The sequence below is a fragment of the Aquiflexum sp. genome (assembly GCF_977115555.1).
In genome coordinates this window covers 1-12065 of sequence record NZ_CDSBKL010000096.1, presented here as the reverse complement: position 1 = coordinate 12065, position 12065 = coordinate 1, and the positions used below count along the sequence as shown (strand labels likewise).

13 protein-coding genes and 1 tRNA gene are annotated in these 12065 nt (G+C 40.2%); 6 read left to right on the top strand and 8 right to left on the bottom strand.

Going from position 1 to position 12065, the window contains the following annotated elements:
- Positions 1 to 117: 117 nt before the first annotated feature.
- Both ACZFYI_RS08000 and ACZFYI_RS07995 read right to left on the bottom strand, forming a co-directional pair.
- Positions 118 to 804, bottom strand: a complete 687-nt coding sequence (locus ACZFYI_RS08000) for a head GIN domain-containing protein (protein ID WP_462523599.1) — start codon at positions 802 to 804, stop codon at positions 118 to 120.
- 14 nt (positions 805 to 818) lie between these two features.
- Positions 819 to 1496, bottom strand: a complete 678-nt coding sequence (locus ACZFYI_RS07995) for an SDR family NAD(P)-dependent oxidoreductase (RefSeq protein ID WP_462523598.1) — start codon at positions 1494 to 1496, stop codon at positions 819 to 821.
- A 61-nt stretch (positions 1497 to 1557) separates the two neighbouring features.
- Here ACZFYI_RS07995 and ACZFYI_RS07990 point away from each other — a divergent pair, with 61 nt between their 5' ends.
- The 3 genes from ACZFYI_RS07990 (at position 1558) to ACZFYI_RS07980 (ending at position 3241) form a co-directional block, all read left to right on the top strand.
- Positions 1558 to 2433 carry a mechanosensitive ion channel family protein gene (locus ACZFYI_RS07990; RefSeq protein ID WP_462523597.1) on the top strand — a complete coding sequence of 292 codons (876 nt, stop codon included), beginning with the start codon at positions 1558 to 1560 and terminating at the stop codon, positions 2431 to 2433.
- On the top strand, positions 2423 to 2764 hold the full coding sequence (locus ACZFYI_RS07985; RefSeq protein WP_462523596.1) for an MGMT family protein: 342 nt from the start codon (positions 2423 to 2425) through the stop codon (positions 2762 to 2764). The genes ACZFYI_RS07990 and ACZFYI_RS07985 overlap by 11 nt, the downstream gene beginning before the upstream one ends.
- A 111-nt stretch (positions 2765 to 2875) precedes the next feature.
- A complete protein-coding gene (locus tag ACZFYI_RS07980) occupies positions 2876 to 3241 on the top strand; it encodes a helix-turn-helix domain-containing protein (RefSeq protein ID WP_462523595.1) in 366 nt (121 codons plus the stop codon).
- Here the strand turns inward: ACZFYI_RS07980 and ACZFYI_RS07975 are convergent, their stop codons facing one another.
- Entirely contained in the window at positions 3242 to 4684 is a 1443-nt protein-coding gene (locus ACZFYI_RS07975) for a sodium:solute symporter (protein WP_462523594.1), read from the bottom strand.
- A 53-nt stretch (positions 4685 to 4737) separates the two neighbouring features.
- Here ACZFYI_RS07975 and ACZFYI_RS07970 point away from each other — a divergent pair, with 53 nt between their 5' ends.
- The 3 genes from ACZFYI_RS07970 to ACZFYI_RS07960 all read left to right on the top strand — a co-directional run bounded on the left by ACZFYI_RS07970 (position 4738) and on the right by ACZFYI_RS07960 (position 5934).
- Positions 4738 to 5031, top strand: coding sequence for an ATP-dependent Clp protease adaptor ClpS (locus tag ACZFYI_RS07970; protein ID WP_462523593.1), 294 nt, complete (start codon positions 4738 to 4740; stop codon positions 5029 to 5031).
- Positions 5032 to 5043: 12 nt separating this feature from the next.
- The gene (gene recR / locus ACZFYI_RS07965) at positions 5044 to 5664 is read left to right on the top strand and encodes a recombination mediator RecR (protein WP_462523592.1); all 621 of its coding nucleotides are present in this window, start codon (positions 5044 to 5046) and stop codon (positions 5662 to 5664) included.
- A 193-nt stretch (positions 5665 to 5857) separates the two neighbouring features.
- A tRNA-Ala gene (locus ACZFYI_RS07960) sits at positions 5858 to 5934 on the top strand.
- 131 nt (positions 5935 to 6065) lie between these two features.
- Here the strand turns inward: ACZFYI_RS07960 and ACZFYI_RS07955 are convergent.
- From ACZFYI_RS07955 to clpB, 5 genes are all read right to left on the bottom strand, one after another.
- Complete coding sequence (locus ACZFYI_RS07955) at positions 6066 to 6452, bottom strand: DUF805 domain-containing protein (protein ID WP_462523591.1); 387 nt, start codon at positions 6450 to 6452, stop codon at positions 6066 to 6068.
- Between the two features lie 326 nt (positions 6453 to 6778).
- A complete protein-coding gene (locus ACZFYI_RS07950; RefSeq protein ID WP_462523590.1) occupies positions 6779 to 7906 on the bottom strand; it encodes a hypothetical protein in 1128 nt (375 codons plus the stop codon).
- A 58-nt stretch (positions 7907 to 7964) separates the two neighbouring features.
- Positions 7965 to 8540 carry a Pycsar system effector family protein gene (locus tag ACZFYI_RS07945; protein ID WP_462523589.1) on the bottom strand — a complete coding sequence of 192 codons (576 nt, stop codon included), beginning with the start codon at positions 8538 to 8540 and terminating at the stop codon, positions 7965 to 7967.
- A gap of 75 nt (positions 8541 to 8615) precedes the next feature.
- Positions 8616 to 9188: a pyridoxamine 5'-phosphate oxidase family protein gene (locus ACZFYI_RS07940; protein WP_462523588.1), complete on the bottom strand. Its 573-nt coding sequence runs from the start codon at positions 9186 to 9188 to the stop codon at positions 8616 to 8618.
- Positions 9189 to 9318: 130 nt separating this feature from the next.
- Complete coding sequence (gene clpB, locus ACZFYI_RS07935; RefSeq protein WP_462523587.1) at positions 9319 to 11934, bottom strand: ATP-dependent chaperone ClpB; 2616 nt, start codon at positions 11932 to 11934, stop codon at positions 9319 to 9321.
- Between the last annotated feature and the right edge of the window lie 131 nt (positions 11935 to 12065).

Here is a 12065-nt window from a genome sequence, read left to right as displayed (position 1 = left end):
TTGATTTCATCCCTCCAAACATCGAAGCAATCACTTGCCTTACCTCCTCACTTTTCTGCGCAAATAGGGTTGATGAGGAAAAAGAAAATACAATCAGCGAAGCAATAAAGAACTTTTTCATTTTTTCTTGATGCTTCCTCCTGTGCCTGTTTTAACATTTACCTCTGATGGATTGCCATCATATACAATTTTGGCAGCCGTAGCCAAAGAACCATTGATGGAAAATGTGGCTGTAAAACTGATATTTGCAGTAGTATTTCCCAAAACGTTTACTTTTTCAGCAACAAGATTCATCCCATCAATCTGGGCATTGGTATAAGCATTTGCTTCCAGTTGGGTGACTTTGCCTTTGACAAAAATCCTGGAATTGGTGGCGGCTTCGAGATTCAGTTTATCGGCTTCGACAATAGCTTCCAAGTAGGCATTATTTGAAGTAGACAAATAGGCTTCCTGAGCTTCGATTTTACTTTTGGCGACGACCTGTGCGCTTGATGTAGCTTCGATTCCCTGAATATCCACATATGTTACTACTACCCTTACGGAATGGTTTCGGTAATTTCCCCTTGCCAACCTGACCTCAAGCGCATCTCCTACTACCGAAGTCTCAACTTTCCCAACATCAATCCCACTCGCAGTGATTTCTACCTTATTTTCATCTCCTTTTACCAATTCAGCTTTGATGTCATTGGATACTTTTACAATATTAAAGTCACGCAATGGCCTGGTATCTTTTTGTGTTTGGGCATTAGAAATCCCAACAATTGCAATGAGTGCAACAAGAATGAATTTAATTTTCATTTTCATATTTAAAGTTTGGTTTAGATTGCTCCATATAATTTGAATGTCATATTCCTCAGGGATGGGTTGTTGACAGCATAGTGCATTGCTTCTGCGATTTCGGATGGCCCTACCCATTTGGAAAAGTCCGCCTCAGGCATAGACTCTCTGTTGGCCGGGGTATCAATGATACTTGGCACAAAAACATGGGCCCTGATCTTGGTATTTTTGACATCTTCTGCAACATAATTGGCAAGTTCTATGACGAGTCTTTTACTCAAGGCATATGCCACAACGTTTTTTGCATCCTCAGGTTGCAGTGCAGGCCTTGCCCCAATGAATAAAAAATCACCAAAATCAGCTTTTTTCATCAACGGCAAAAAGCTTTTGACCATATTGAATGCAGAATAAAAATTAAGTTTGATCATTTTATCAAAATCTTCAAGACTTGTGTGCTCAATGTCTCCGCTTGCATAGCCTCCCACTAACAATCCTATGGCATCGATCTCTCCGTATTGCATGATGTAATCATTTGCAAAATCCCGAACTGCACTTTCATCAGTGACATCCACTTCATATACATCATCTGCTTCTTCGACCGTTTCTCCAGAACCGGGTAAAACCGTTGCAATCACTCTATACCCTTCCCTCTTAAATTTTTCAACGACTGCTTTTCCCAGATTTCCAGTAGCACCCGTGATAATTAAATTCCGTTCCATAAATCAAACTTTTTTGTGTTTCTATTACTTTTACCAAAACTAACCCTTATTTTTCACTTCTATGGAAATCCAAAAATCCCTGATCCAAATCAATGAATCCAAAAAGAAAAGGGTCTTTATTTTGAAATTGATCATTTACCTGATGCTCTTTTTGGGTGCAAGATTCATTCCCGATATCCAACAATACCTCAGTGAATATTCAAGTCTTAACAGTATTCACCGCGCCATACTTTTTTTATTGGGAGGAAATATCCTCATTTCCCTGGCACGTATCTTTACAGCCCGCATTTATTTAAGGAAATCCATCGATGAAAAGGTTCATGGAAATTTTCTTCTTGGGATTGCCTGGATTTCGAATATACTCAATTCAGTGGTTTTTGTCATTGCCTTGATGCTTGCTTTTGATATCAGACCCTTAGAATTTCTCACAAGCTTGACCATTGTGGCTGCCGCCATTGCCATTTTGACCAAAGACTATGTGAATAACATCATCAATGGTTTGATCATCATGTTTACAGATCAGTTTTCATTGGGTGATACCATCAAAATCGGTGAAAATACCGGTGTGATCGAAGACATTACCCTACTCAATGTGGTGATCAAAAAAGACGATGGTTACAAAACTATTATTCCAAATAACCTCATTCTTGGCGTTCAAGTTACTAATTTAAGCAGATTGGACCACAAAAAAATCGATTTTCAGATGGAATTACCCTATCACCTTAAATTTAACCTTGGAGAAATTGAAGAAATCCTTTCCAGGGATTTTGAAATAAGGATAAAGAAAAAAGAGGTCACAAACATCAAAGTAGAATTGGTAGCTATTCAAAAGGAGGTATATAGCATCAAAATATCCCTTGAATCATCTTTGACCAATGAAGATGAAATTAAGTCTGAACTTCATCAATACCTGTTAAATCTTTTGAATGAAAACTGAAAAGGAAAACTACTTCGACTTGGTCTATCAAGTGGTCCGTCTCATCCCAAAAGGAAGAGTGACTTCTTACGGGACCATTGCCAATTACCTGGGGCTGAAAAGTGGCGCCAGAATGGTGGGCTATGCGATGAACGCCTGCCATTCCCAGCCGGATGTCCCGGCGCATAGGGTTGTCAATAGGAATGGATTGCTGACAGGCAAACACCACTTTTCTCCCCCGGAAAGGATGCAACAGCTCTTGGAATCTGAAGGTATCAGGGTTGTAAACGATAAAATTCAGGATTTTAACCTTCATTTTTGGAATCCCATTGAAATCAAATTGGAAGATTAAATCAGCTTTTTTACGGGTTTAGATCGTATTTCTCGGTTTTTTTATAGTTTTTTTACCTAATCTGAACAAATGTGTATGCTTTTTGCAATATCTATTCAAAATTCATACAAGATGGAAACAGAATTGAAAAGTCACATCGCAGAAAACCTCAGAAAGCACAGGGTTTTGAGAGGATATACCCAAGAATACATCGCCGAATACCTAGGCAAAAAGGATTACACAGCTTATTCCAGATATGAACAAGGCCGCTCCAACCTTAAAATGGAAGACGCCATCAGGCTTGCAGATTTGTATGAGGTAGATGTGCAGGAATTGATTTCAAAAATACCTACGGTCAATCACATGCAGGAATCACAAAAAAAGCCAAGTGGATTGGTTTCAATTTTGGTTGATCTTGACGGCAGTTCAGGCAAATTGGAAAGTAATATCCAGAGATTAAAGAAAATCAATGAACTCATCGCAAGCCATGAAATCTGATCACTTTTTTCTGATCAAATACAGGCCTGTGAACATCAGAAGGCCATTGAGAATCAAAACTTCAAAACCAAACTTATAGCCCCAAAGTAACTCCTCTGAATATTGGCTGATACCAAATGCCAACAAAGGTGCTGCGACGGCAAAATAAGGCACAAACTTGTCTTTGACTTGCCATTTGGAAAACAATCCAAATGCATACAATCCAAGTAGCGGGCCATAGGTATATCCTGCGATGATAAATACAGAATTGATTACACTTTGGTCATTGATCCACCTGAACATCAGAATCACCAAAAACATGAGGGCAGTAAAGCCAAGGTGGACCCTTTTTCTCACTTTGACTTGATCTTCTTTTTTAAACTTTTTTTCTATCTCCAAAAAATCGAAACAAAAAGAAGTGGTCAAGGCTGTCAATGTAGAGTCTGCACTCGAATAGGCAGCAGCCGTAATGCCCAGTATAAAAACAATCCCAACAAAAGCGCTGAAATAGGAAGTGGCGAGCAAAGGATACAAGTCATCTGATTTGGCAGGAATTGAAATACCATTTGTCTCCGCATACAGGTACAACAATACCCCCAATGACAAAAAGAGCAGATTGACCACTACCAAAATGATGGTAAACCAAAACATGTTTTTCTGTGCATCCCCGATGTTACGGCAAGTCAGGTTTTTTTGCATCATGTCCTGATCCAAACCAGTCATGACAATAGTTATAAAAGCTCCCGAAGCAAATTGCTTGAAGAAATTTGTCCCTGACTTCCAGTCCCAATTGAATATTTCAGACCTTGGATCATCTGATATTGTTCCGACAAATTGCTTGATGGTCAATATCCCCAAATCCTTTCCGATCAAGTAAATACTGATGACCACTGCAAGCAGCATGAATAAAGTCTGTAAGGTATCAGTCCAAACTACAGTCTTGATTCCTCCACGATGGGTATAAAGCCAGATTAACGAAACAGTAATCAAGACTGAAACCCAAAAAGGAATTCCCCAATTATCAAACAATACCAATTGCAATACTCCGGCCACTAAAAAAACCCTGATAGAGGAACCCAAAGTCCGGGATAAGATGAAGAAAAAAGCACCGGTCTTGTAAGACCAAAAACCAAATCTTGACTCCAGATAGGCATATATGGAGACAAGGTTCATTCTGTAATACAGCGGAAGCAAAACCTTAGCAATGACAAAGTATCCCACTGTATATCCCAATACAACCTGAAAATAATGAAAACTCGTATTGCCTACTTCACCCGGAACAGAAATAAATGTCACGCCCGAAAGGGAAGCCCCAATCATCCCAAAAGCAACCAAAAACCAAGGTGATTGTCTGTCTCCTGTAAAAAAAGTGTCTTTGGAAACATTTCTGGAAGTAAACCAGGATATCAAAAACAAGAGTGCAAAATATGATGTTATGACGATTAGAACTAACTTTGGATCCATATTGGCTTAAGGGTAGATTTCGCTAAATTGCCCATAATTATTAAATTTGCAAAATGAATTACCATACACAGGCATATCCCATGTTGGAAGAGGTTGAAGTCCTTTTGGAGGAATTGATTGACACAGATGAGTGCGAATTGGTAGTGTTTAATGATGACATCAATACTTTTGAACACGTAGCCAAGATACTTATCAAAGTATGTCAGCATAGCCCCGAGCAGGCGGAACAGTGCACTTTGATCATACATTATAAAGGAAAATGCACCGTCAAAAAAGGCAGCCGTTCAAAATTGAAACCCATGTGCGAGGCAATTTTGGATGCAGGTATCCAAGCGGCAATTGTCTAAATAACCCAACCTGTGAATTTCCCCTCCAAACTTATAGAAGAAGCTGTCAATGAGATCAGCCGGCTACCCGGAATCGGTAAAAAGACTGCGCTCCGTCTCGCCCTTCATCTCCTCAAGCAAAAAGAAAATGTCACTGAAGAGTTGACAAGGTCTTTGCTTTCCCTAAGAAAGGACATTAAGTATTGCAGCATTTGTCATAATATTTCTGACGCAGAGGTGTGTAGCATCTGTGCCGGTAGGAGAAGGGACAAAAGCATTATCTGCGTGGTGGAAGACATTCCCGATGTCCTAGCCATCGAAAACACCTCACAATATAACGGCCTTTACCATGTCCTCGGCGGAGTGATTTCTCCCATTCAGGGCATCGGTCCTGATGACTTGAAGATCGAGAGTCTGATCGACAGAATCGCCCAAGGTCCGGAAAATGAAAAAGTAAAAGAAGTCATCCTTGCACTCCCTGCCACGATGGAAGGCGACACCACTTCTTTTTTTATTACCAGAAGACTCAAGGAATTTGGCATTAAGGTAAGTACCATAGCACGCGGCATCCCTATAGGTGGGGAATTGGAATATACCGATGAAGTGACCTTGGGAAGGAGTATTCTGACACGGGTAAATTATTCTGCTGAATAGCGATTTTCTTTTGTCCGATCCAAAAGCATTTCTATATTTGCAGACCAATTAAAAAAGGATTCTACAGAGAATACCTTGCGCCTTTCATGATTCAACTTTAGGTTTACAAAAAGCTGCCAACTGATCACTGTAAACTGGGTAAAGATTGGAAAAAATGTTTCCTTCTAAAAAGAATGGAAAGGTGAAAAAATTAGGGGGATTAGCTCAGCTGGCTAGAGCACTACGCTGGCAGTGTAGGGGTCATCGGTTCGAATCCGTTATCCTCCACCAAAGACTCACAGAAATGTGGGTCTTTTTTTATTTTTCACATAAGAATTACCCTTGGGAAAAATATCCTCAAAAAAAAGTCCGACACCGATCATGTGTCAGACTTATTTTGAAATCAGAGAAAAAGAGGAAACCTAAAATTGGACTACTTCATTCCCAATTCCTTTAGGATTTGGTCCATATTGGTTTCTGCCCGGCATACCATCGGTCGCCATCAATACCAATAACCAAATGCTACCAATGATCGGAATGAGGACGATGAAATAAAACCATCCGCTTTTTCCCACATCATGAAGCCTTCTCACTGTCACAGCCAAGCCCGGAATGATCATGGCTAATATAGAAATAAAGTAAAGAGGCCCGATTCCGGTGTCCTCGATGGTAATTCCAAGCAAATTGTCAAGTATTACAGCTAAAACAAGAAAAATAAAATAAAACAAGGTAAAAAACCAATACTCGCTCCTTCTGGCTCTTCCGGTAAAAGTCGCATAATTCTTTAAGGCACTTATAAAATAATCCATAAAACTAGTTGGGTGAAATCTTTTCCTTACTCGTATGGCTTTTCGGATACGCCCCGTTTGAATGGTCTCTGGACTCCATCTTTGATTATGGTATTGGGGCAGCGGGTAATGTTGGCATTAAGAAATCCAAAAAAACAGAATTCCTATTCCTAAAATAGAAAGTATTCATTAACCAAACAATAGTTGTGAGGACTTCAGTTTAAAAAACAATTATTCGAACCTAAACTCTTCAATACAAGTTGCAATCTTTCAAAATAGCAAAACCCTAAAAATAGATCCAAAACAAGCATCTACATGGTTTTTCTTTGATTCTAAAATCACCGAAGCTACTTCCTACAATTAGAAAAAATATTGTCTCTAAATTTTTTATCGTCCTTGAGGATATCAAAATAAGCGGTGAGGAATTTTTTGGTGCTTTCCTGTTCATTGGGACTCAGGCTTGGTGAGACTTTGCCGTAGGCATCCCAAATATTGTTTTCGATGGACAGGTAATATTCCCTTGTGTTTTGAAACAAACTTGCCTCTCTGCAGACACCCCAATAGTAGCGTTCGGTTACGGAATTGATCGGAATCAGGGGATTGACGACGGCATAGGGGGCATTTACAAATCCGGCCATGTCAAAGTCATAGCATAAGGGAATATAGGATTTATTGGGCAGCTGCATGACGGCGATGTTATGTTGGACGACAGTGGACCAATCGGTATTTCCGATCATAAACTGGAAAAAATCCTGCCTGATAGATACCGTATCCATGAATCTGAAGGGGTTCAGTTCCACATCTTTTTTCATGACACCTTCAAACCTATCTGCGATTTCTGAATCATCCTCAATCAGGAATGCTTTGATTTCAAAAGTTTTTGGCTGCTTTCCACTTCGGTCTGTGATGCTGAGATTCACCAATCTCGTATGGAAATGATAGGGAGAAACCTCCTCATACATTTTGTAGATCATGAATTCTTTTAAAGTCAGGTCATCTGCTGCTTTGTTGTTTTGGCAGGGCATCACTAACTTTAAGGTTTTATTTCCTTTAAAAAGTGTCCCTTCTCTTTCTTTTTTGCTGATTTTGATTTTTAGGGGTGTAAAAAAACAATGGTCCTTTCGGAAGTTCCCTCTGGCAAACAAATCGATTTTCAAGGAATCCCAATCTCCGGATTTGTCTTTGTAATAAAGCCATTCCTGGGAAACAGCTTCTTCTTTGTCAGATTTCTTGATGTCTTTGAATGAAAAGCCCAATTTGATATCCAAAGCCTCCTCGTCCCTAAAAAGCTTGGAAACGTCTTTGTCCTGAGAAAATGAATCAGAAATTGAAAAAAGAAAAGCAAAAATAAAGATGGAGAGTGTCAGCCAAATCTGACCTGACTTATGTACCGCTTGGATCCATCCTAATTCATTTGATGGATTTTCGGCGGTTGATAACTTTAAAATTACGGATACCAAAAATATTTTTTTCATAAGTCTTCTATTTTTTCATCAATGCAAAATACTCAAGTAATCAATCCTCACTTTTCTATCAAAAGAATACAGCCAAATGAATCAGAAAAGTAATGACTCCAATGACTAATCCCAAAATGAAAACGTTGTAGGCATAGCCAAGAAGGTTGTATTTTCTGTTCAAAACTTTCCCCTGATAGAACAGGGCGATGGACATTTGCTGGTTTATCTCACTTTTGGAAGGAAGAATCCTATCGATTTCCTCCAGGTATTCCTCCATGGAGTAAGTGGAACTTTCTCCAAAAAACAACATGCTGGATTTTCCTTTTTCTTCGGTCTTTTTATTTTTCCCAAGGATCTTCGGTTTGGCGGCACGCACCGCAAGTATGGTTGAAAAAAGACAAGTGGAAAGCAACAACAAAATCGGAATGAGAGTCATGGTCCCTTGGGCCTCCAACTGGTGTGATATGGTACCGTAACTTGTGATGGCAATGATAGAGGAGATCACAAGCGCATTGATACTGATGATCATATTGGCTTTATTGTCCGCGATTTGAAGCAAATTGCAGTTGTTTTTAAAAGTCACTCTAAAGAAAGTCTGTCTGTCTCTTTCAGATTTGTCTTTCTCTTTCTTTACGGGTATTATTTCTTCCATCGCTTGTTGTTTTGTCAATCCTGAATTTACAAAATTATTTATCAACAAATCCAACATTAGCTTCAATTTCCTTTTTCACGGAGCAAGCCAAGACTTGTCCCAATTTTTATCCGCTAATTTAAACACCACCCGAAGATGCTCCAACCCATCCAATTGAAGCGCTTCGATTTCGATGGGTATGATTTTGATGACTGTAAAATTGGAATCGGTCAATGTTCCCTTCCAGACAAAAGCCTCCTCTGGATTTTTTATTACAGTCCCGGGTGATAGTATTTGGTTATAGGCTTTGCGGGCATCTCCCTGGATTTTGGACCAAAATGAAGCTGTCACCTCATCATTCCTTTTGATCTCAGCTTTTCCCGAAACCTTGACCTGAATCCTTTTGGAAGGATGGTAAAGCAACAGCATCATCTCAGGACATAAAGTCAATTGACCCACTTTTGAAGTTCTGGCATCCGAGAACACATAAAAATTCAATTCTTCATCGATGGCCCTGAGGACTACATACCTAGCGTCAACGCCATGTTTTGATTGGGTGGCAAGCGTAACAAACCTAAATGGATGTTTTGCATCCAAAGCCCCTCGGTGGAGCTCATGTTTGATGGTCTGAAAAATATCTTCCAAAGAATTCTCTCGATTGAAAAGCATAGGTTTTTAAAAGGCTTTACTCAGATTAACTCCGACCAAAGGTATTGGTTTGAATACCAAACAAAAAACCTGCACAGAGCCGGATTCTGTGCAGGTTTTTAATCAAATTTAACTTTACCGTTTCGGTCGATTACATCACTTCTACATTTTCCACATTCTTGAAATATACTTGTTTGTCAGCATCCAAATCCACCAATACAGCAGAATCGTTTTTGATGTATCCGGAGAGAATCTGCTTTGAAAGCTCATTCAAGATCAATTTTTGGATGGTTCTCTTCAGCGGTCTTGCTCCGTAGTTGGGATCAAATCCAACTTCTCCCAAGTAATCCAAAACCTCCTTGGTAGCATCTATCTCAATATTGGATTCAGCCAAACGCTTTTGGATCTCTCTCCATTGGATGTCAACGATTTTACGGATGACTTTTTTATTGAGTGGTTCAAACATGATGGTTTCATCTATCCTGTTTAGGAATTCAGGCCTTACAGATTTCTTCAACAAATCATAGACTTCAGCTTTGGTTTTCTCCATAATCTCCTCTTTGTTCCATTCTTCCATTTCGGCAAACCTCTCTTGGATCAGGTGTGAACCGATATTGGTGGTCAGAATGATAATGGTATTCTTGAAGTTGGCGATTCTACCTTTGTTATCTGTCAGACGGCCGTCATCCAAAACCTGGAGGAGAATATTGAACACATCCGGATGGGCTTTTTCGATTTCATCCAAAAGCACCACAGAGTAAGGCTTTCTTCTCACCGCTTCTGTCAACTGACCGCCTTCATCATAGCCGACATATCCCGGAGGTGCTCCCACCAACCTACTGACTGAGTGCCTTTCCTGGTACTCAGACATGTCTATTCTCACCATGGCATTGTCATCATTGAAGAGGTATTCGGCTAAGGCTTTGGCCAATTCCGTTTTACCGACACCGGTAGTTCCCATAAAGATGAAAGAACCAATTGGTCTCCTTGGGTCCTGTAAGCCTGCCCTACTTCTCCTGACTGCATCCGACAAAGCGACGATGGCCTCATGTTGCCCGGCAACTCTTTTTCCAAGCTCATCCTCTAAGTGAAGCAGTTTTTCCCTTTCACTCTGAATCATTTTGGACAGCGGGATTCCTGTCCATTTGGAAACCACCGCAGCGATATCTTCACTGTCTACCTCTTCTTTCAAAAGCGGCGAACCTTGCTGCATTTCCTCAAGTTGGTATTTGAATCCTTCCAGTTTTTTCTCGGAATCTACAATTTTCCCATACCTGATTTCAGCAACTTTTCCGAAATCCCCTGCTCTTTCGGCCTGTTCGGCTTCGAGTTTCAGTTTGTCGATATTTTCTTTTTCATTCCTGATACCGACGATCACAGCCTTTTCACTTTCCCATTTGGCTTTGACACTTTGCCTTTTTTCAGAAAGTTCTGCAATTTCTTTGCTCAATACGGTTTCTTTATCCTTGTTATTTTCTCTCCTGATGGCCTCCCTTTCGATCTCAAGCTGCATGATCCTCCTGTTGAGTTCATCAAGTTCTTGAGGAAGGGAATCTATCTCCATCCTTAGTTTGGCAGCTGCCTCATCCATCAGGTCAATGGCTTTATCAGGAAGAAACCTGTCTGAAATATACCTTTGAGAAAGCTCCACAGCAGCGATCACAGCATCATCTTTGATCCTTACACCGTGGTGGAGTTCATATTTGTCTTTGATACCCCTAAGGATTGATATGGCATCTGCTGCATCCGGTTCATCGACCATGACCGCCTGAAACCTCCTTTCAAGGGCTTTGTCCTTTTCAATGTATTTTTGATATTCCTTTAATGTAGTTGCACCGATGGCATGTAACTCTCCCCTAGCCAAAGCCGGTTTCAGCAAGTTGGCTGCGTCCATTGCGCCTTCTCCGCCGCCACCTGCACCGATCAGGGTATGGATTTCATCTATAAAAAGAATGATTTCGCCATCAGAGTCTGTTACTTCTTTGATGACAGCCTTCAATCTCTCTTCAAATTCACCTTTATATTTGGCACCTGCTACCAACAAGCCCATATCAAGTGAGATCAATATTTTTGATTTGAGATTTTCGGGTACATCTCCGCTTATTATTCTTTGTGCCAAACCTTCTACGATGGCGGTTTTACCCACTCCGGGTTCACCAAGAAGTATAGGATTATTTTTGGTTCTTCTTGCCAAAATCTGCAAGACCCTTCTGATTTCTTCATCTCGACCTATGACAGGGTCGATTTTCCCTTTCTTAGCCAGTTCATTCAGGTTTTTGGAGTATTTCTCCAAAGCCCGATATTTCGATTCTGCGTTTTGGTCGGTCACTTTATTTCCTTTTCTAAGTTCCTTGATTGCTTCGATGAGTGGTTTTTCTGATAAGCCATTGTCTTTCAAGAGCTGTGCTGTCTTATCAGAACCCGCCAAGATTGCCAAAAGCAAGTGCTCGATGGCCACGAATTCATCCCCAAAATTCTTGAGAAACTCCTTCGCTTTGGTCAAAACCTGATTGGAGGCATTGGAAAGATAAGGCTGTTGCCCGCTGACTTTGGGAAAAGATTTGATGATGTCCTCTGTTTTTTGTGCAATGAGGCTTTTATTGACATTCAATTTTTTGAACAAAAAGTCGGTAACATTCTCGTCTTCCGAAAATATCCCTTTAAGGATATGTGCAGGTTCTATGGCCTGCTGTTGCTCAGCCGTAGCGAGCTCGGCTGCCTTTTGGATGGCCTCCTGAGATTTGATAGTGAATTGTTTAAAGTCCATTTTATAGTTGGTTAGTTTGGTTACGATTTAATGATTTAAAACCTCTCATGGGTTCTTAATTCCTATCAATCAAAATATAAACCAAAGCTAAAAGGAACTGAAAATCGGAAATTATGTCTACAAAACCCCCT

Bases quoted from the DNA above. Each gene is read 5' to 3' on its own strand.
- ACZFYI_RS08000 (WP_462523599.1), bottom strand. From the start codon at position 804: ATGAAAATGAAAATTAAATTCATTCTTGTTGCACTCATTGCAATTGTT.
- ACZFYI_RS07995 (WP_462523598.1), bottom strand. From the start codon at position 1,496: ATGGAACGGAATTTAATTATCACGGGTGCTACTGGAAATCTGGGAAAA.
- ACZFYI_RS07990 (WP_462523597.1), top strand. From the start codon at position 1,558: ATGGAAATCCAAAAATCCCTGATCCAAATCAATGAATCCAAAAAGAAA.
- ACZFYI_RS07985 (WP_462523596.1), top strand. From the start codon at position 2,423: ATGAAAACTGAAAAGGAAAACTACTTCGACTTGGTCTATCAAGTGGTC.
- ACZFYI_RS07980 (WP_462523595.1), top strand. From the start codon at position 2,876: ATGGAAACAGAATTGAAAAGTCACATCGCAGAAAACCTCAGAAAGCAC.
- ACZFYI_RS07975 (WP_462523594.1), bottom strand. From the start codon at position 4,684: ATGGATCCAAAGTTAGTTCTAATCGTCATAACATCATATTTTGCACTC.
- ACZFYI_RS07970 (WP_462523593.1), top strand. From the start codon at position 4,738: ATGAATTACCATACACAGGCATATCCCATGTTGGAAGAGGTTGAAGTC.
- ACZFYI_RS07955 (WP_462523591.1), bottom strand. From the start codon at position 6,452: ATGGATTATTTTATAAGTGCCTTAAAGAATTATGCGACTTTTACCGGA.
- ACZFYI_RS07950 (WP_462523590.1), bottom strand. From the start codon at position 7,906: ATGAAAAAAATATTTTTGGTATCCGTAATTTTAAAGTTATCAACCGCC.
- ACZFYI_RS07945 (WP_462523589.1), bottom strand. From the start codon at position 8,540: ATGGAAGAAATAATACCCGTAAAGAAAGAGAAAGACAAATCTGAAAGA.
- ACZFYI_RS07940 (WP_462523588.1), bottom strand. From the start codon at position 9,188: ATGCTTTTCAATCGAGAGAATTCTTTGGAAGATATTTTTCAGACCATC.
- clpB (WP_462523587.1), bottom strand. From the start codon at position 11,934: ATGGACTTTAAACAATTCACTATCAAATCTCAGGAGGCCATCCAAAAG.